This window comes from Pelagibacterium nitratireducens (assembly GCF_037044555.1).
GTDB classification, from domain to species: Bacteria; Pseudomonadota; Alphaproteobacteria; order Rhizobiales; family Devosiaceae; genus Pelagibacterium; species Pelagibacterium nitratireducens.
The window spans coordinates 1,866,656-1,886,302 of the sequence record NZ_CP146275.1; the positions used below are offsets into that span (position 1 = coordinate 1,866,656).

Consider the following 19,647-nt stretch of genomic DNA (forward strand, 5'->3'; position numbering starts at 1 on the left):
CTTTGCCGCCCTTTTTATTTGTGTGGGATCCGTTCAGCCCAGGCCGAGCCGGCGCTGCCACCAACCGGCCTTCTTGGGCTTTTCCTCTGTCGGCTCGCTGGTCGATGAAACGAGAATTTCATCGGGCGGCACCGCCTTGTTCTTGCGGCTGGCGGCGGGCTCTTCCGTTGCGGGCTCGGGCTCGGCAGCAGGCTCAGGGGTGTTGTCCTGCTGGGGCGCTTGGGCGGGCTTTTCGTCGACAGGAGCCTCGGCCTCGACCTTCTTCTTGCGCGGAGCACGGGGCTTGCGGGCCGGCTTTTCGGGGGCTGGCGCAGGCTCGGCGGCGGGGGCTTCCTCGGCGCCCTCCACAGCTTCCTGGGCGACCGAATCCGGCTCGACGGCCTTGGCTTTCGTCGTCCTGCGGGTGCGGCGTTTCTTGGGCTTTTCCTCAGTGGCTTCGGCAACCTCAGGGACCGGTTCGGTCTGAGGTGCGGCGTCGGGCGCGGGAACGTCCTCGGCCTGAGCGGCTATCGCGGGCTCGCGCTCCTCGACAGCGTTCATGGCGTCGGCATCACCGAGCGATTCCGTATCCTGATCGGTGCCAACGCCTTCATTGGGGCGCTTGTTGCGGCGCCCGCCACGACGGCCACGACGACGGCGCTTGCGCGGCTGGTCGTCGTCGTCCTCATTGGTGGCATCGGCGCGCGGCTCGTCCTCGGTATCGCCGGATTCGGCGTCGGGCGTTGCAATGTCGGTGGCCTGGATCGCGCCGTTTTCCTTGCCGCCACGGCGACGGCGGCGGCGGCGCTTGTTGCGGTTGCCATTGCCTTCGCCGGATGTGTCGTCTTCGGCCTCGACCTCAGCTTCGGCCTCAACGACTTCTTCTTCCTGGTCTTCGGACTCCTCGTAGTCGTCCATGGAGGCCGCATCAGCGCGGATGTGCTGGACCGGAGCGGCCGCGACAGGCGCGCGCGCCTCACCGCGTTCGATGTTGAACTGGGAGCCGAGAAGACCGCTTTGGGCGGAAACGGTGATCGAAAGGCCGTATTTGGCTTCGAGCGCGGTCAGCGTTTCGCGCTTGGTGTTGAGAATATAGAGCGCGACTTCGGCGGGCATGTTGACATTGATCGACTGGCCCGGCTTGCGCAGCACATGGTCTTCGATAGCGCGCATGATCATCAGCGCCAGCGAGGAAACCGAACGCACAAGACCGGTGCCCGCGCAGGTGGGGCAGGTGTGGGTCGAGGATTCGAGAACGCCGAAACGGATGCGCTGGCGGCTCATCTCCATCAGGCCGAAATGGCTGATGTGGCCGACCTGGATACGGGCGCGATCGTTCTTGAGGCAGTCCTTGAGCTTTTTTTCAACCGAGCGGTTGTTGCGCCGCTCTTCCATGTCGATGAAATCGATGACGATGAGGCCGGCCAGATCGCGCAGGCGCAACTGGCGGGAAATCTCTTCGGCCGCTTCCAGATTGGTCTGGAGGGCTGTGTCCTCGATATTGTGTTCCTTGGTGGCGCGACCCGAGTTGACGTCGATGGACACCAACGCTTCGGTCGGGTTGATGACGATATAGCCGCCCGAGGGCAGGGTCACCTGCGGATGGAACATGGAGTCGAGTTGCGACTCTACATTGAAACGCGAAAAGATCGGCGCATCATCTTTATAGACCTGCACATTCTTGGAATGGCTGGGCATGATCATGCGCATGAAATCCTTGGCCTCGCGATATCCGGCCTCGCCCGATACAAGGACTTCGGAGATGTCCTTGTTGTAAAGGTCGCGGATGGTGCGCTTGATCAGGCTGCCCTCCTCATAAACGAGGCATGGCGCCGAGGACTCGAGCGTCAGCGTGCGTACGTTTTCCCACAGGCGCATGAGGTATTCGAAATCGCGCTTGACCTCTGCCTTGGTCCGAGAGGCGCCGGCCGTGCGCAGGATGACACCCATGCCCTGGGGGACTTCGAGATCGGTGGCGATTTCCTTGAGACGCTTGCGGTCGGCGGCGCTGGTGATCTTGCGCGAAATGCCGCCACCACGGGCCGTATTGGGCATCAGGACCGAATAGCGGCCGGCCAGCGACAGATAAGTGGTCAGCGCGGCGCCCTTGTTGCCGCGCTCTTCCTTGACGACCTGGACCAGCAAAACCTGGCGGCGTTTGATGACTTCCTGAATCTTGTAGCGGCGCTGATTGCGGCGGGGGCGCTCCTGAAGATCTTCAAGGGCATCGCCTTCGCCGATCTGCTCAACCTTCTTGGTTTCGCGCGGCGTGTCGAATTCGTCGCCGTTGTCCTCGGCGACGTCATCTTCGCCTTCGGCACTCTCGGCCTCATCATCGATGAGATCGGCCTCTTGCTCATTGGCTTCTTCCTCGTCGCGCATGAGCGCTTCGCGGTCGGCGACGGGAATCTGGTAATAGTCGGGGTGAATTTCGGAAAAGGCGAGGAAGCCGTGGCGATTGCCGCCATAGTCAACGAAAGCAGCCTGCAAGGAAGGCTCGACCCGCGTCACCTTGGCGAGATAGATATTGCCCCTTAGCTGCCGCCGTTCGGCGGATTCAAAATCGAACTCCTCGAGTCTGTTACCAGTGGTAACGACGATCCGCGTTTCTTCCGGGTGGGTGGCATCCACCAGCATTCTTTTTGTGGCCATAAACTAAAACTCCGCGCGCTCGCGCGCCGGGCCCGGACCGTTCTTGTGACGGGCGGCCAGCGCCATGCGAGGCGTATGACAGTATTGTGAAAACGCCAGAGGCGTCGTTGGGAAGGGTAGGGGTCAAGGAATGGGGCAGCGGGCTGTGGCGCGCCGGAACATCGATCGTGCCGATTGCCAGAGTTAAACCCATTCGACCTCGTCCTTAGAGGCTCGGCCACACCGGCCTTGCCAGTCGGAACGCCTCAAAACCGGCGAATCCGATATTCGTGTCTCGGTGCAAGTCGCGCGTCACACGTCCGGTATGTCGAGGCCGGCAAATACACCGGCGGCGATAACGGGCCTGGGCGCAGACTCTATGGAGCACCGCATTACAGTCCTTACGAGTGTTCCCGGAAATTGGCAATAGCCAATGGCCCTGACGCTCGATTGATGGGATGTGGCGTTTGTGAACGTGAAGTACAAGCCGGGGCTTGCCTATTTCCGCCCAAGAATCGCATAAGGTGCGCGCGAACTGGAGTTTTCGATGATCGTCCCGGCTGTGCGCGCAAAGCTGATTTTTTTCCTTCTGGCGTTTGCCATTTTCAATGGCCCGGCCGGTCTGGCGCAGGAAAATTCCGCGCCCGAGCCTGCCGCGGAAGCGGCTGAAAGCGATGCCGGGCCAGCGGCCCCTGCGCTGCTCGACTCGCGCGTCACGGCAACGCAGGATCGTGCGCGGCTGGTGTTGGATCTGACGACACCGACCGAATTTGCCGTTTATACGGCAGCCGATCCGATGCGCGTTGTTGTTGAGTTGCGCGGCCAGGCGGGGGAAGGCGGTCAGGACAATCAGCCGGCCGGAGACGGCCTTGTTAGTGCCTACAGCGTCGAGGCACCGGGTGACGAGCGTGTTCGGGTAACGCTTTCGCTTGCCGGGCCGGCACAGGTGCAGCAGTCCTATATTCTCGACGCTTTCGAAGACCAGCCGGCGCGGCTGGTGATCGATCTGGTTCCCGATACGGCCGAAAATTTCGCGGCCAATATCAGAGGTGCCGAGCCGGAGGTCGAGCAGGCGGAGCAGGCCGAGCAGCAAACGCCACCCGCCGAACTCGACGGCGCGCAAACCGCGCCGGGTGAAACCGCGACGGCAGTCGACAGTGTGCGGCCTCTCGTCATCATCGATCCCGGCCATGGCGGCGTCGATGGCGGCGCACGAGCGACCAACGGGCTCGAGGAAAAGACAATCGTTCTGGCCTTTGCGCTCAAGCTGCAAAATCTGCTGGTCGAAACCGGGCGGTTCGATGTGGCGCTGACGCGGGACACAGATACGTTTCTGACGCTTTCAGAACGTGTTGCGCTGGCGCGGCAGAACCAGGCGGACCTGTTTATTTCGCTGCACGCGGACTCCTTCGATCAGCAGGATGTGCGCGGTGCGTCGATCTATACGCGCGGCGATCTGGCGACAACCGATCTGGACCGCGTGCTGGCCGAAAATGAAAACCGGGTCGATCTGATAGCGGGGTTTTCGCCGCCCGAAGACGAAGGCGCCATCGACGTGCTCGTCGATTTTCTGGCGCGTGAGACGCGGCGGCAGTCCTATCTTGCCGGGCAGGCGCTGATCGAGCAGCTTGAGCCATCGGTCCAGTTGCGGCGTTTCCCGCTGCGGCAGGCGGACTTTTTCGTCCTCAACTCTCCCGACATTCCCTCGGTGCTGATCGAGCTGGGTTTTCTCTCCAATTCCGATGATACGGCCAACCTGACGACCGATGCATGGCTCGACCGCGTGGCGGCGGCGCTGGCGCGTGGTGTCGCGGTTTATTTTGATGGTCAATTCTAGACGCCCGTCGCATTGATTCGGGCAAGAATGCGCGCTAACACTGCGCGACCCTTCAGGAATTCGCCAAGTTGACCCCGCCCATAGATTTTCAGGCGCTTTTCGAAAAGTCGCCGAATCCCTACGTCCTCCTCGATCGTGATCTGGTTATCGTTTCGGCCAATTCGGCCTATCTCGAGGTCACCGGACGAACTCTTGATTCGATCATTGGCAAATCGATGTTCGACGCTTTTCCGAGTGAACCCGGGTCCCCCAGCTATCAGCAATTGCGGTCGTCGCTCGAACGTGCATTTGCGGGCGGGACCGCCGATCATTTGCCGCTCATCCAGTACGACATCGACCGTGGCGGCACGGTCGAGCAGCTTTACTGGTCGGCAACGCATGTTCCACTGGCCAGCGCGAACGGCGAAACAAGCTATGTGCTGCAGCATACCACCGACGTAACCGAGCTTCATGTGTTGCGCTCGGCGGCCCGGACACTGCCGGCTGGACAGGGCGAGGCCGTGGAGGCAGCGGTTTTCAAGCGTGCAAGGGAAGTCCAGGCGCTCAACGACAAGCTGGGGGCCGAGGTCAAGCGGCTGAACCTGTTGTTTGAACAGGCGCCGGGGTTCATGGCGGTATCCTGGGGCCCCGAGCACGTCTTTGCCATGGCCAATGCCGCCTACGAACAGGTTGTCGGCGGGCGTGAGGTGGTTGGCAAGTCGGTTGCCGAGGTGCTGCCCGAGGTGGTTGACCAGGGGTTCGTCGAAATTCTCGACCGCGTCTATCGCTCAGGCGAGCTGTATCTGGGACGGCAGGTGCCGGTGAGCCTTGCTGCTGGAGAGAATGGAAGCCTTGTCGAGCGCTACCTCGATTTTGTCTATCAACCCATTCTTGCGGACGATGGATCGACAGCGGGAATTTTCGTTCAGGGCCATGATGTGACCGATGAGATCGTTGCATCCAAAAAGCTCAAGGAACTCAACGAGAGCCTCGAGGCGCGCGTGGCCGACGCCATCGAAGAGCGCCGCCAGGTGGAACTGGCTCTTCAGCAGGCCCAGAAGATGGAGTCGCTGGGCAAGCTCACCGGCGGCGTCGCCCACGATTTCAACAATCTGCTGCAGGTGATTTCAGGCAATATCCAGCTGCTCCATGGCGATGTCGAGGGCAATGAGCGTGCGCGGCAGAGGCTGGAAAACGCCATGGCCGGTGTCGAGCGTGGAGCCAAACTTGCCGGCCAATTGCTGGCCTTCGGCCGGCGACAGCCGCTCGAGCCCAAGGCCCTCAATGTGGGTCGGCTGGTCAATGGCATGGGAGATATGCTGCGCCGTGTTCTCGGTGAAGAGATCGAGGTCGAAACCATGGCTTCGGGCGGGCTGTGGAACACGATGGTGGACCCCAACCAGATCGAGAACGCCTTGCTCAACCTGGCGATCAATGCCCGCGACGCGATGGAGGGGGTCGGCAAGCTGACCATCGAGGTCGGCAACGCGTTTCTCGATGACGCCTATGCGATGGAGCACGAGGAGGTGGCGGCGGGCCAGTATGTGGTGATCGCCGTAACCGATACGGGGACGGGAATTCCTTCCGAGGTTCTCGCAAAGGTGTTCGAGCCGTTCTTTACCACCAAGTCAGACGGGCATGGGTCCGGACTCGGATTGTCCATGGTTTATGGGTTCATCAAGCAATCGGGCGGGCACATCAAGATCTACAGCGAGCCCGGTGAGGGAACCACCGTCAAGCTTTATCTGCCGCGGACCCATCAGGTCGAAGATGCCATGCGGCCCGCCGATCTGGGGCCGATTACGGGAGGCAGCGAGACCATACTGGTTGTCGAGGACGACGAGGCTGTTCGCGCCACGGTCGTCGAAATGCTCTCGGACCTGGGATACCGCGTTCTCAAGGCGTCGGATGCGCAAAGCGCCCTGGCAATCGTCGAAAGCGGCGCTGCCATCGACATGCTGTTCACCGACGTGGTCATGCCCGGACCGCTCAAGAGCCCGGAACTGGCCCGCAAGGCGCAACGGACCATTCCGGACCTCGCGGTGCTTTTCACGTCCGGCTATACCGAAAACGCCATCGTTCATGGCGGACGGCTCGATACCGGGGTGGAATTGCTGTCAAAACCCTACACACGGAACGCTCTGGCGCGCCGCGTGCGGCAGGTGCTGGCCGAAAGGGGCCGCGTTGTTCGTTCGGCGGTCGAAAAGGGCGGAGCCGTGATGGAAACGGTGCTGCTGGTGGAAGACGACCCCCTCATCCGTATGGCTACAGCCGACATGATTCGGGAATTGGGCATGAGTGTGCTCGAATGCTCCAGCGCGGAAACGGCGCTGGAATTGCTGGCGAGCGAGAGGGTGGACGTTCTGGTCGCCGATATCGGGCTTGGCGGCATGTCGGGGCAGGATCTGGCGTGGTCGGTCCATCGCGATTATCCGGACATCCAGATCGTTCTGGCGACGGGACACAGCGTGAGCGCTGGCGATGTCGTTCCGGGGGCGAAAGTGCTCTCCAAGCCGTTCGATGATCGCAGCATTGCCCAAGCGCTGGGGCGGGCCTCCAGGGGCTGATGGGCCGCACACACCGTTTTGATTTATCTTAAAGGGGTTTGCGCGCACAATTGCCTGCGATTCTGATACGCTTGGGAATCGCGGGGATGGCGTGAAGGTTTGGGCGCTGGCCCGTGTGAGAACTCAATGTTTCGACTTTTAAGCTGGCTGTTTGGCTTTGGCGTTTTTTCCGGCCTGATCGTTTTGGGAGGCGTGGCCTGGTATGTGGCCGTGCTCAACGAGGATCTGCCCGATTATACCGTGCTGATGGATTATCAGCCGCCGGTGACGACGCGGGTGCATGCCGCCGATGGCGTGTTGCTTGCGGAATTTGCGCGCGAACGGCGGCTGTTCCAGCCGGTCGAGACCATTCCCCCGATGGTGATCGAGGCGTTTCTTTCGGCCGAAGACAAGGATTTCTACTCCCATTTCGGCATCGATGTGGCCGGCGTGTTTCGCGCGGCGCGCGACAATGTCGTGCAGATGGTGGACGGCAGTTCGGGCAATCTGGTCGGCGCATCGACGATAACCCAGCAGGTGGCCAAGAATTTCCTTTTGACGTCGGACCAGACCTGGGACCGCAAGATCAAGGAAGCGCTCCTGGCGCTTCGGATCGAAAACACCTTCACCAAGGACGAAATCCTTGAGCTGTATCTCAACGAGATCAATCTCGGGCTCGGCTCGTACGGAGTGGCTGCGGCGGCGCTGAACTATTTTGACAAGGCGCTCTATGAGTTGACCTATGCCGAGGCGGCCTATCTGGCCGCGCTGCCCAAGGCTCCATCCAATTACCATCCCTTCCGGCACCCGGAAGCGGCGATCGAGAGACGGAACTGGGTGCTCGATCGTATGGCGGAGAATGGCTACATCACCGCCGAACAGGTTGTTGAATACAAGGCCGAAAATCTCAACGTCATTCCGCGCCAGGCAGGGTCGCAACTCTATTCGGCGGAATATTTTACCGAGGAAGTCCGGCGTCAGATCGCCTCGCTCTATGGTTTCGACGAGTTGTACGAGGGTGGCATGTCGGTGCGCACGTCGCTCGATCCACAGATGCAGCTTCATGCCCGCAAGGCGCTGATGGATGGGCTGATCGACTTCGACCAGGGACGGGGCTTTCACGGCGTCGAGGACACCATCGAGATCGGCGAGGATTGGGGCGGCGCGCTGGCGGGCATTTCTCCGCTCGGGGACGTGCCCGAGTGGACGCTGGCCGTGGTTCTGGAGACGGAGGCAAACTCGGCCCGGATCGGTCTGCGGCCGATGATCGATGTGGACGGGCGGGTCAGTTCGGAGCGTATAACAGGCACACTGCCGGGCTCGGCCGTTACCTGGGTGAGCGAACCACTGGGCGAGCTCTTGAGCGTCGGTGATGTGGTTTACGTCGAACCGGTGGCGGGCGAAGAGGGGGTTTATACCTTGCGCCAGGTGCCCGAGATCGAGGGCGCCATCGTTGCGATGGATCCCAGGACGGGGCGCGTTCTGGCGCTGGTGGGCGGGTTTTCGTTTGCCGAGAGCGAGTTCAATCGCGCCACGCAGGCGATGCGCCAGCCGGGGTCATCGTTCAAGCCGATCGTTTATGCTGCGGCGCTGGACAATGGCTATACGCCGGCCAGCGTGATCCTCGATGCACCGCTCGAAGTGGTCAATGCCGATGGCTCGGTCTGGCAGCCGGAGAACTACGCGCGGCAGTTTTATGGGCCGCAGACGTTGCGGCGCGGCATCGAGCTTTCGCGCAATGTGATGACGGTGCGGCTGGCGCGCGATCTGGGCATGCCGATGATCGAGGAATATTCGCGGCTGTTCGGCGTTTACGACGACATGCCCCATGTTCTTGCCATGGCGCTGGGTGCTGGCGAAACCACGGTCATGCGGCTGACGGCGGCCTACGCGACGATTGCCAATGGGGGGCGCCGGATCACGCCCACGCTGATCGACCGCATCCAGGACCGGTATGGCGATACGATCTATCGTCACGACGAACGGATCTGCGAGACCTGCCAGCAGGCAGATTGGCACGGGCAGGCCGCGCCAATGATTATCGACAGCCGCGCGCAGGTGCTCGATCCGATGACGGCCTATCAGATCACATCGATGATGGAAGGCGTGGTTCAGCGCGGCACGGGAACGGCGGTTCGTGCGGTCGACCGGCCTGTTGCCGGCAAGACCGGGACGACAAACGATTACAAGGACGCCTGGTTCGTGGGGTTCACGCCCGAATTGGCGGTCGGGGTCTATGTCGGTTACGACACGCCGCGCAGCATGGGATCGAGTTCGACGGGCGGCGAGTTGGCAGCGCCGATCTTTGCCGATTTCGTTTCGACGGCGCTCGAAGGCGTCCCGCCGACGCGGTTTCAGGTGCCGGAGGGTATGCACAGGGACTGGATCGATCCTGCAACCGGGGTCGGCATCGTCGCGGGCGGCTCAGGCGTGCAGGAAGCGTTCAAGCCAGGGACGGGGCCGAATTTGATGACCTCGGTCATCGGGGTGAATTCCCAGGCTTTCGACAACGTGCAGACCGGCGCGAACCAGCAGCCGGCGTTTGGAGCGGGTTCTCTGTTTTAAAGAGATGGCGAGCGGTTGATTGTCGCTTTCAATGCCGCTAAGTCAGCCAGCGAATAGAACTACGGACGGAATTATGCGCGCAGACGTTCTCAAGACTGTTGACGAAATCAAGCAGGCCCTAAGCCTGCTGAGGAGGCATCTTTGACTGGGATACAGCCGAAAGACGCCTCGACGCACTGAACGCCCGCTCGGAATCGGGCGATCTGTGGAACGATCCGGAAGAAGCGCGCAAGGTGATGAGCGAACGTCAGTCGCTCGAAAGCGCCATCGACACGGTCAAGACGCTCGAAGCCGGGATCAGCGACAATATCGAGTTGATCGAACTCGGTGAGGCCGAGGGCGACGAGGAGATCGTTTCCGAAGCCGAAAAGGCACTGGTCGAGCTGAAGGGCACCGCTGCCCGCATGCGGGTGGAAACCCTGCTGTCCGGCGAAGCGGACGCGAATGACTGCTATCTCGAGGTCCATTCCGGGGCCGGAGGCACCGAGAGCCAGGACTGGGCGCAGATGTTGTTCCGCATGTATACGCGCTGGGCGGAACGGCGTGGGTTCAAGGTCGAGACCATCGAATACAGCGCCGGCGAAGAAGCGGGGATCAAGGGCGCGACGATCCTGATCAAGGGCCACAACGCCTATGGTTGGCTCAAGACCGAGAGCGGCGTGCACCGGCTGGTGCGCATTTCGCCCTATGACAGCCAGGCGCGACGGCATACGAGCTTTTCGAGCGTCTGGGTCTATCCGGTGATCGATGACTCGATCGATATCGACGTCAATGAATCCGATGTGCGGATCGATACCTACAGGGCATCGGGCGCGGGTGGCCAGCACGTCAACACCACCGATTCGGCGGTGCGTATCACCCATATCGCCACCGGAATCGTGGTGCAGTGCCAGAACGAACGCAGCCAGCACAAGAACAAGGCGCAGGCCTGGGACATGCTGCGGGCGCGGCTTTACGAACTCGAACTGCAAAAGCGTGAGGAAGCGGCCAGTGCCGAAGCGGCTTCAAAGACCGAGATCGGCTGGGGGCACCAGATCCGCTCCTATGTGCTCCAGCCCTATCAGCTGGTGAAGGATCTGCGCACGCAGGTGGAAAGCACGGCGCCGGCCGATGTGCTGGATGGCGCGCTCGACCCGTTCATGGAAGCATCGCTGGCTCAGCGCGTCGGTGCGGACAAGGACGAGGAAGAGGCCTGACGCCGGGCTATTGCAGATAGGCAGCGAGCGTGCGTCCGGCGGCAATAAAGCGCGACGGGTCTATGGCGCTGCCGGCCTTGCGGACTTCAAAATGCACATGCGGGCCGGTCGAACGGCCGGTGGAGCCGGCGAGGCCAAGCTGTTGGCCACCGGCAATCGTCTGGCCGACGCTGACGCCGATCTGGCTCATATGGGCATAGCGGGTGGTCAGCCCGTTGCCGTGGTCGATTTCGACCATCTTGCCATATCCGCCATTGTTTGCTGCAAAGCTGACGGTTCCGCTTGCGGCGGCGATCACGGGTGTTCCGGTCGCGGCGCGGAAATCGATCCCCGAATGGAATGCGGCGCGTTTGAGAAACGGGTCGGTCCGATTGCCGAACGTCGAGGTTATGGTGGCCGTGCCGTCGAGCGGGGGCTGGATCGGCGCGTTCAGCAGAGCGCGGCGGGCCGATTGGTAGCGTGCCAGCGCGTCTGCCACGGCATTGGCCTCATCGATTATCGAACCCGGCTCGCCATCGGCCGGAATGAAAGGGCCACCGACGCCGTCGGCCGTCAGTTCGGGTTCAATGCCTATGCCGCGCAACCCCGAAACGATTTCGTTGGTCGAGAGGGTTGCGGCATCGGAGAGTGAAACCAGCGCCATGCGGGTCTCTTCCTGCATGGAGACGAGGGTTTCGGCCAGCAGGGCCGTGTCGCCGGCAAAAGCCTGAGGCTGGGCGGCAACCGATCCGGTCGTCATGGTGTCGGCGGTCCCATCCTGCCTGCCAACACCCATTTCGCGGGCCATTTCCGTAAGCGCGCGGACATATTCATGCTGTTCGGAGAGCACTTCCTGCTGTTGCACCAGTTCGTGCATCTGCAGGTTCATATCGCCCATCTGGGCGTATTGGCGGGAATGGAGCCGGTCCACTTCGAGCCGCAATTCGGTGATGCGCTGTTCGTAGGCGGTAAAGAGGGTGGTGTTGTCCTCGCGCAGGAGGCCATTGATTTCAGGGGCGAAATAGAGGGCGAGGCCCGTTACGGCGTTGGTGACAAGAAGCAGCGTGACGACTCCGACCAGCAGCGGATATGCGCCCGCGCTACGCCTGCCGGGCCTGGCTTTCTGCCTGCCAAGCTCTATCGACTGATCCCCCGATGGCACAGATGGTCCCCCGATGACGCAATTCTTACATCAAACATCAGCAATTATGCAGGGTCATGGTTAATGCGGGGCTAACCTACGGCTTTCATCACGCGCTCGACATGCCCCTTGGCCCTGATATTGGGCCAGACCTGCGCGATCTTGCCTTCGGGGTCGATCAGAACGGTCGAACGGATAAGCCCCAGATAGGTCCGGCCGTAATTTTTCTTTTCGCCCCAGACGCCGTAGGGGTCGATTGCCTTGTGGTCGGGGTCTGACAGCAGGATGGGTGTCAGGGCGTATTTTTTGCGGAAGTCTGCGAGTTTTTCGACGCTGTCGGGGGATATGCCGACCAGGACGATATCGCGCTCTGCAAACCATGGGGCGTTGGCGGTGAAGGAAAGATTCTGATCGTTGCAGGCGGGCGTGTCGGCCTGGGGATAGAAGTAGATCAGGACCGATTTGCCGCGCTGGTCGGCAAGCGCAAACGATGTGTCGGCGTCGGTTTTAAGGGTGAAATCTGGCGCGGGTTTGCCGGTGGACAGGGTGGTCATCGGGCTGGCCTTTTCCATCAATTTTCCCTGTCCACAGGGCGCGGCAGGGTATCTGTGCCATATTCAAGCCGATATGGTCGGCGAGAGACAGCTTTGATAGCCGATTCTGCGGCATTGGCCTTGGCACATATTTCCAGATCATTTTGCCGTTTCCAAAAAAAAACGGTGCAACGATCCAAGTCTTTGTTTTGTCGCGCTTCCGCACCGGATAAGGGGATTTTACCTGTCCTGGAAACGCTCTAATGGGACCCGCATCCGACAGTGAGTGAGACGACACGTCCCAGGCGAACCATTTTCGGCCCCAGGCGATGGTTGGCGCTCAAGGTTCTTGCCCTTTTTTGCATCGGACTGGTTGTCCTTTTTGCCCTGCTGTATGTGCGTCTGCTGTTTGGCCCGATATCGCTCGCTTTCCTCTCGGACCGGGCCAAGAGCGAAGTGGCGGGAATCATCGATGACAGTTTCGACGTCGACTGGCGCGATTTCGGGTTGTCGCTCACCGGGCCGGTCAGCGTGGGCTTTCATCTCTCGACGGTCACCCTGACCGAGAGGGCTTCCGACGCCGTCATCGAGGCCGATGCGCTGGAAATAGGGCTCTCGCCCCTGGGGCTGCTGGTCGGGCGGCCAGAGGCGCGTGTCATCCTGATCGAGCCCCGTTTCCAGATGGTGCAGGACCTGCTTGGCCCGAGGCTCTCACGGTTCGAATTTCTCGAGGCCGAAGGCACCGGCGAGACCGTGGTTCGTGTCATCGAGGGCAGCGAGCGGGCGCCTGACGTGCAGATTGGCGATTATGGCATTTCTGTTGGGGAGCGCGGGGCCGGGGACATCGGGTTGCGCTCGGACAATGATTGGCTGGTGGCCAATGTCGAGGCTCTCGATGAAGCGTTTGGCCAGCTTGCCGAGCAGGCGATGGCGGGGCAGGTGCGGCGCTTTGAAATTCGCGACGGATCGATCGGCATGCTCGATACGGTCTACGGGCTTTACCGATCCTTCGAGGGTGTCGATCTCGACGTACGCTCGGGCCGCATAGACGGGCGCGTGGCCGCCGATTTTGCGGCCAGGATCGCCGGGCAGACCATGGAAGGCGAAATCGTGCGCGAGAGCGACGCGCAGGGCAATGCGATCGAAGCGGACATCAGGAACCTCGATTTTTCAACGATCATTCCCTTTCTTGACGATGCCAACAGTCTGGCCGCGCTGCGGGGAACCGGGAATCTGGGTCTGTCGGTCGCGCTGGAGGCCGGCTCCCGGGGCCGTGTCCAGTCCGGGCAGTTCGTCATCGACATCGACGGAACGCAGTTGCGGCTCAACGAGGACCTGTTCGAGGTCTCCGTCGAGCCTTTTGCAGTGGACTGGTATCCTGACCAATCGCTGTTCTCCATCGCCGACGTCGAAGTCGGCGTGGGTCAGAGCAGGGGAACGATCGGTGGCGATATCGTCATGGGGTTTGACGAGCAGTTCGGGCCAACGCTCGGGATGTCGCTCCGTGGGCGGGATTTGTGGCTGCATCCAGACGATCTCGATGCTCCGTCCGAGCCGTTCGAGGAAATTCATTATGAAGGGTGGTCGGCGCCGCTTTACGGTGCGGTCGGCATCGATCGCATGGTTGTGGCAAAAGATGATGTCAGCGTCGTCATGCAGGGCCGGCTCGACATGGTACGCGAAGGCGTGGGGCTCGATGTGTCGCTGAGCGGGCGGGGCGCATCGGCCGATGATATCAAGCGGCTGTGGCCCTACCTGTTTGCGCCAGAGGGCCGGGAGTGGTTCACCGCCTATGTTGCCGATGGCACTGTGGCGAGCGCCGATATGCGGTTCCGGTTTCCGGTTGGCACCATTGCGCTGGATGGGGAGCCGCGGCCGATGCCAGAGGGCGCGCTGAAGATCGATCTTGTTGGCAACGGAGTGCAATTGCGGCCGCTCGAGGGTGTGCCGGAGTTTCAGGTGGATGGCGAAGCGCGCCTGACCATGCGCGACAATCAACTGACCATGGCGTTCGAGCGGGCCAGCCTCACGGAATTCGGCGATGCGGTCTCGATTTCAAATGCGGCCTATATCAACCAGGACGTTTCCGCCAGCGAGCAGGTGTTCGAGATTTCCGGAGACGTATCGGGACCGGTGCCGGCCATTCTGGACGTTGTGACGAGCGATACGCTCAACCTTCTCGAGGATTTCGATTTCGGGATCGATCCGGGCGCGTTGGCGCAGGATTTGACCGGCTCGGTCGCGGGGACGGTCATTGCGACGATCGAAACCGACGATACCGGGCAATTGATGGGCACCGATTATGCGCTTAACGGCTCGATTTCCGATATGGCCAGCGCCCGGCCGATCCAGGGCGTAAACTTTTCCGACGCCGATCTGACCTTTACCGCTTCGCAGGCGGGATTTCGGGTTGTCGGCGCAGCCAGCGTGGGCGAGGCGCGGGTCGATCTGGAAGCCGAACAGAGCGGAGGTGGCGCACCGCAACTGGCATTTGCATCGACATTGAGCGTTGCCGATGCGGCAGAGTTGGGCATCGATCTTTCCCCATATATGGGAGGGACGGTGCGCGTTGTGGCGCGCCCGCGCGATGACGGCGCGATTGAGGTGCAGGCCGATCTCACGGACGCATCGTTGGCGATCAGCGATATCGGGATCAGCAAGGCGCAGGGCGTGGCGGGCGGACTTGAGGCGATTGTTTCGCTGGGGGGCGAGGACATCGCCGTTTCCGACATCGCCCTCAATTTCGGCACTGTCCGGCTCGAGGGGGAATTGGGTCTCGGCGCGGACGGGGCCCTCGTTTCAGCGGATTTTTCCACGTTCCAGATCAGTGCGGACGATAATGCGCAGGTGTCCATGACCCCGGTCGAGGGGGGCTATGCGCTGGCGATCAGCGGCGAACAACTCGACCTCAAACCGGTGCTCAAGCGGTTCTTCAATCTCGAGGGCGACGATGCGGCGGGTGCGAGCGAGGACCTGCAGGATCAAATGTTCGATGTGAGCGTCAATCTCGACCGTGCGCTGGGCTATTTCGGCACCGTGGCGTTCAATGTCGATCTGGATCTTTCGGTCATGGGTGAGCAATTGCGCAGCGTGGACCTGGCCACCCAGTTCGGGAGCGGACGGTCGGCTTCGGCCACGACCAATCCCTTGCCCAGCGGGCGGATCATTTCCTATGCGACCAACGATCTGGGCGAAACGCTGAGATTTGTCGGTATCTATCCGCGCCTCGTGAATGGCGAGGGCAGTATGGTGATGCGGTACGACGAAAGTTCGGAAACCGATACGGGCGAGTTCGTCGTGCGCAATTTTGCCGTTGTGGATGAAGAAAATCTCGACGCTATCGTCGGCTCACACGACGAGTCGCAGGAGGTTCTCGCGGGCGCATCGGCGATGGAATTCGATTATGGCCGGGTCGAGTTCGTTCGGTTCAGCGATCGTATCGAGTTGGTCGAGGCAGCGATTTACGGTGATACGGTGGGTGGCACGATCCGGGGCAACATCATGACCGACGCCGGGCAGTACGACCTGGCGGGAACCTATGTGCCGCTGTTCGGGCTTAACAATTTCTTCCAGCAGATTCCGGTTCTCGGACCGATCTTTGGCGGGCGCGAGGGCGAGGGGCTGCTCGGGGTGACCTTTGCCGTTCGTGGACCGCTCGATCAACCGGACCTGCTGATCAATCCGGTCTCGATCCTGGCGCCGGGCGTCTTTCGCACCCTGTTCGAATACCGATCGGCCAATCAGCCTCAGAATTGAAAAAAGCCGGGGCGTCCCCCGGCTCTTTCATTCAAACGGGCTTGAGCAGTACGTGGCGTTTCTTTCCGATCGAGAGCTTGATGACGCCCTCGCTCAAGACCTGCTCTTGCCCGAGGCTCATCTTGTCGTCGGTCACCGTCTGGTCGTTGACCTTGAGTGCGCCGCCCTGGATGTGGCGACGGGCTTCGCCGTTGGACGACGCCAGGCCGGCGGTGACCGTCGCGGCGAGGATGCCCAGACCACCGCGCAGGGCCGACCAGCCGATCTGGATGGTCGGCAGCGAGAGATCGAGCTGGCCCGCCTCAAACACCGCGACGGCGGTTGTGGCGGCGTCCTGGGCGGCCTGACGGCCGTGAACCAGCGCCGTTACCTCGGTCGCCAGCACCTTCTTGGCCTCGTTGATGTCGGTGGCGACACCGGCCATCACCCTGGCGATCTCATCGAGGGGCAGGGTCGTGAAGAGCTTTAGGAAGCGCTCGACGTCGGCGTCCTCTGTGTTGCGCCAGTACTGCCAGAAATCATAGACCGAAAGCGCATCGGCGTTGAGCCAGACGGCGCCGTTGGCGGTCTTGCCCATCTTCTGGCCGGACGCCGTGGTCAGCAGGGGCGAGGTGAGGGCGTAGAACTGGGTATCGAGCATGCGGTGCCCGAGATCGAGCCCGTTGACGATATTGCCCCATTGATCCGAGCCGCCCATCTGCAGAGTGCAGCCGTAGCGTTTGTTGAGCTCTACGAAATCGTAGGCCTGCAGGATCATGTAGTTGAATTCGAGAAAGCTCAGCGACTGTTCGCGATCCAGACGCAGCTTGACGGAATCGAAGCTGAGCATCCTGTTGACCGAGAAATGACGGCCGACGTCACGCAGGAATTCGATGTAGCCAAGCTCAAGCAGCCAATCGGCGTTGTTGGCCATTACGGCGTCCTGGGGGCCGTCGCCAAAGTCGAGGAAATTGGCGAACTTCTGCTTTATGCCGTCGATGTTTGCGGAGATGCCCTCGACGGTCAGAAGTTTGCGCGCTTCGTCCTTGAAGGAGGGATCGCCGATCATGCCGGTACCGCCGCCCATCAGCGCGATGGGGCGATGGCCGGTCTTCTGCATCCAGTGCAGCATCATGATCTGCATGAGATGGCCGACATGGAGCGATGCCGCGGTCGGATCGTAGCCGATGTAGCCGGTCACGATCTCGGTCGAGAACTTCTTGTCGAGCCCGTCGGGATCGGAAATCTGGTGGATGAAGCCGCGCTCGGAGAGCGTATTGAGAAATTCGGATTTGAACTGGGTCATTGGTCTTGATTCCAGAGCGTTGAAGCTGCCCGGCAGCCATTTGCCGGGCGGGTTTGGCTCGAAATCATCCCGTCAATGGGGCGCCCTTACGCCCAGGATGAGATTCGCAGACTGTCCGGAGCGGCTCCTCTCTTGTCGGAAGCGCTCCAGAACGATCGCAGGGGTCAACGTCCGCCGCCGGCGGCGATCTCGGCCCGGCGACGGTCGAGATATTCGCCGCATGCTTCGATCAATTCGTCGGCCTTGTTCTCGTAGAAATGGTTGGCGCCCTCAACGATCTGCTGTTCGATGGTGATGCCCTTCTGGAGCTTGAGCTTGTCGACAAGCTTCTGAACCGATTCGGGCGGGGCCACGCGGTCCTTGTCGCCATGGATGATCAGGCCGGACGACGGGCAGGGGGCCAGGAACGAAAAGTCGTAGAGATTTTCCGGCGGGGAAACCGAAATGAAGCCCTCGACCTCGGGACGCCGCATCAAAAGCTGCATGCCGATCCAGGCGCCGAACGAGAATCCGGCGATCCAGCAGCCGCGGCTCTCGCGGTTGATGGCCTGCAGCCAATCGAGCGCTGCCGCTGCGTCTGACAGCTCGCCAACGCCGTGATCGAAGAGGCCCTGTGAACGCCCGACGCCGCGCGAATTGAAGCGCAGGACCGCAAAGCCGCGCTGCACGAACATGTAGAAGAGATTATAGACGATCTGGTTGTTCATCGTGCCCCCGAACTGGGGATGAGGATGAAGGATGATCGCAACGGGTGCGTTGGGCTCCTTGCCCGGCTGATACCGGCCCTCGATACGCCCCTCGGGTCCGTTGAAAATCACTTCAGGCATTGACTCTTACCTTTATGCTTAGTTCGGCACTGCATGGGAGGCATGCACCCGCGGACCCGGCTTGACGAATGGTGCAGGTGTCCATAAAACTGACTTGGAATACCAGTTTAGAATAATTCCAAACGGGTTTTGGCCGGAGTTCCCGGCGCATTCGAGCGCTCCTTTTACTTAAGGAGCGAGTCGAATTTCAAGGATTGTTTGCTGCAGCGAGCTTTTGTTGGGTTTGAGAGCGGCGAGTTGACGGATCGATGAGCGTATATCTCGACCATAACGCTTCGGCGCCCATGCTGCCGCGCGCTCGCGCCGCGATGCTGGCTGCGCTCGAAATGGTGGGCAATCCCTCGTCGGTGCATGGTCCGGGACGGGCGCTGCGGGCCGTCATCGATGATGGACGGGACAAGGTTGCCAAGGCGTCGGGGGCCGAGGCCAAGCAGGTGGTTTTCACCGGCTCGGCGACCGAAGCAATCACCCAGGCGATTGTCGGGGGCGTCAAGGCGTTCGCGATCGATCGGGTCGTTGTCTGCGCAACCGACCATGCGGCGGCCCTGAAAGCGGCTGAAGCGTCCGGCGTTTCGGTTCGGGTGGTCGGGGTCGATGAAAACGGAATCATCGATCTGGACGCACTGGCCCGTCAGGTCGAAAGCGCCGATGCGGCGGGCGAGAAGCTGCTGGTGGCCGTATCCTGGGTCAACAACGAGACCGGTGTTGTCCAGCCGCGGGGCAGGATCGAAACGCTGATTGGCCCGACGCCCCATATCCTTGTCATCGATGCCGTGCAGGCTTTTGGCAAACGCGGTCTGGATTTTGCGTCGTCCGCTACCGATATGATGGCCATATCGGCCCACAAGATTGGCGGGCCCGCCGGTGTTGGCGCGTTGCTGGTCAAGGGGCATGCGGACACGGTTCGGCTTATCCCCGGTGGCGGGCAGGAACAGGGCCGGCGGGGCGGCACTGAATCGGCGGCATTGATTGCCGGGTTCGGGGCGGCATGTGAAGCGTTCAGCGCGGCCTTTGAAGCGGATCGGTCGGCGGCGCTCGTTGATGCGTTTGAAGATCGGCTGCTTGCTGTTGCGCCCGACGCGGTGATCTTTTCGCGCGGGGCGGAGCGGGTCGGTACCACGGTCAATTTCGCGGTGCCGGGCATAAAAAATACAGTGGCGATGATGAGCCTGGACCTGGCCGGCATCGCCGTTTCGTCGGGTTCTGCATGCTCGTCGGGCAAGGTGGGGCGTTCCCATGTGCTCAGCGCGATGGGTGTGGCTCCCGATTTGAGTGAATGCGGCCTTCGGGTCAGTTTCGGCTGGTCGTCGACCACCGAGGAAATTGACGCCTTTTTTTCGGCGTTTGAAACCGTTCTGAGCCGCCATCGCCGTAACGGCGCTGCAGCTTAGCA

General features: G+C 61.4%; 11 protein-coding genes. 6 read left to right on the forward strand and 5 right to left on the reverse strand.

Annotated elements, in window-relative coordinates; all coding sequences use genetic code 11:
- Nucleotides 1-33 precede the first annotated feature (33 nt).
- Nucleotides 34-2,631, reverse strand: coding sequence for a ribonuclease E/G (locus tag V6617_RS09235; protein ID WP_338606702.1), 2,598 nt, complete (start codon nt 2,629-2,631; stop codon nt 34-36).
- 526 nt (nt 2,632-3,157) lie between these two features.
- Here V6617_RS09235 and V6617_RS09240 point away from each other — a divergent pair.
- From V6617_RS09240 to prfB, 4 genes are all read left to right on the forward strand, one after another.
- Complete coding sequence (locus V6617_RS09240; protein ID WP_338606703.1) at nt 3,158-4,447, forward strand: N-acetylmuramoyl-L-alanine amidase; 1,290 nt, start codon at nt 3,158-3,160, stop codon at nt 4,445-4,447.
- Between the two features lie 68 nt (nt 4,448-4,515).
- Nucleotides 4,516-6,993: a response regulator gene (locus V6617_RS09245; RefSeq protein WP_338606704.1), complete on the forward strand. Its 2,478-nt coding sequence runs from the start codon at nt 4,516-4,518 to the stop codon at nt 6,991-6,993.
- A 126-nt stretch (nt 6,994-7,119) separates the two neighbouring features.
- Nucleotides 7,120-9,537, forward strand: a complete 2,418-nt coding sequence (locus V6617_RS09250) for a penicillin-binding protein 1A (RefSeq protein ID WP_338606705.1) — start codon at nt 7,120-7,122, stop codon at nt 9,535-9,537.
- A gap of 73 nt (nt 9,538-9,610) precedes the next feature.
- Nucleotides 9,611-10,733, forward strand: a protein-coding gene (prfB, locus tag V6617_RS09255) for a peptide chain release factor 2 (protein WP_422394776.1) whose coding sequence is annotated in 2 segments (ribosomal slippage) — nt 9,611-9,676 and nt 9,678-10,733 — 1,122 coding nt in all. Because the reading frame shifts where the segments join, the coding sequence is not laid out codon by codon here.
- A 7-nt stretch (nt 10,734-10,740) separates the two neighbouring features.
- On the opposite strand, the gene V6617_RS09260 is transcribed toward prfB, so the two are convergent.
- A complete protein-coding gene (locus tag V6617_RS09260) occupies nt 10,741-11,874 on the reverse strand; it encodes a M23 family metallopeptidase (RefSeq protein WP_338606707.1) in 1,134 nt (377 codons plus the stop codon).
- A 71-nt stretch (nt 11,875-11,945) separates the two neighbouring features.
- A complete protein-coding gene (locus V6617_RS09265; protein WP_338606708.1) occupies nt 11,946-12,425 on the reverse strand; it encodes a peroxiredoxin in 480 nt (159 codons plus the stop codon).
- Nucleotides 12,426-12,668: 243 nt separating this feature from the next.
- On the opposite strand from V6617_RS09265, the gene V6617_RS09270 reads away from it, so the two are divergent.
- Nucleotides 12,669-16,142 (forward strand): hypothetical protein, encoded by a 3,474-nt coding sequence (locus V6617_RS09270; protein WP_338606709.1) that lies wholly within the window; start codon nt 12,669-12,671, stop codon nt 16,140-16,142.
- Between the two features lie 31 nt (nt 16,143-16,173).
- Here V6617_RS09270 and tyrS read toward each other — a convergent pair whose 3' ends face one another.
- Together tyrS and V6617_RS09280 are read right to left on the reverse strand one after the other, a co-directional pair.
- Nucleotides 16,174-17,427: a tyrosine--tRNA ligase gene (gene tyrS, locus V6617_RS09275; RefSeq protein WP_338606710.1), complete on the reverse strand. Its 1,254-nt coding sequence runs from the start codon at nt 17,425-17,427 to the stop codon at nt 16,174-16,176.
- A gap of 164 nt (nt 17,428-17,591) precedes the next feature.
- Nucleotides 17,592-18,254 (reverse strand): alpha/beta hydrolase, encoded by a 663-nt coding sequence (locus tag V6617_RS09280; RefSeq protein ID WP_338606711.1) that lies wholly within the window; start codon nt 18,252-18,254, stop codon nt 17,592-17,594.
- A gap of 248 nt (nt 18,255-18,502) precedes the next feature.
- Here V6617_RS09280 and V6617_RS09285 point away from each other — a divergent pair, with 248 nt between their 5' ends.
- Nucleotides 18,503-19,645, forward strand: a complete 1,143-nt coding sequence (locus V6617_RS09285) for a cysteine desulfurase family protein (RefSeq protein WP_338606712.1) — start codon at nt 18,503-18,505, stop codon at nt 19,643-19,645.
- Nucleotides 19,646-19,647: the final 2 nt, after the last annotated feature.

Excerpts from the sequence above, each read along its gene's own strand:
- V6617_RS09235 (WP_338606702.1), bottom strand. The coding sequence starts at position 2,631 with ATGGCCACAAAAAGAATGCTGGTGGATGCCACCCACCCGGAAGAAACG.
- V6617_RS09240 (WP_338606703.1), top strand. The coding sequence starts at position 3,158 with ATGATCGTCCCGGCTGTGCGCGCAAAGCTGATTTTTTTCCTTCTGGCG.
- V6617_RS09250 (WP_338606705.1), top strand. The coding sequence starts at position 7,120 with ATGTTTCGACTTTTAAGCTGGCTGTTTGGCTTTGGCGTTTTTTCCGGC.
- V6617_RS09265 (WP_338606708.1), bottom strand. The coding sequence starts at position 12,425 with ATGGAAAAGGCCAGCCCGATGACCACCCTGTCCACCGGCAAACCCGCG.
- tyrS (WP_338606710.1), bottom strand. The coding sequence starts at position 17,427 with ATGACCCAGTTCAAATCCGAATTTCTCAATACGCTCTCCGAGCGCGGC.
- V6617_RS09280 (WP_338606711.1), bottom strand. The coding sequence starts at position 18,254 with ATGCCTGAAGTGATTTTCAACGGACCCGAGGGGCGTATCGAGGGCCGG.
- V6617_RS09285 (WP_338606712.1), top strand. The coding sequence starts at position 18,503 with ATGAGCGTATATCTCGACCATAACGCTTCGGCGCCCATGCTGCCGCGC.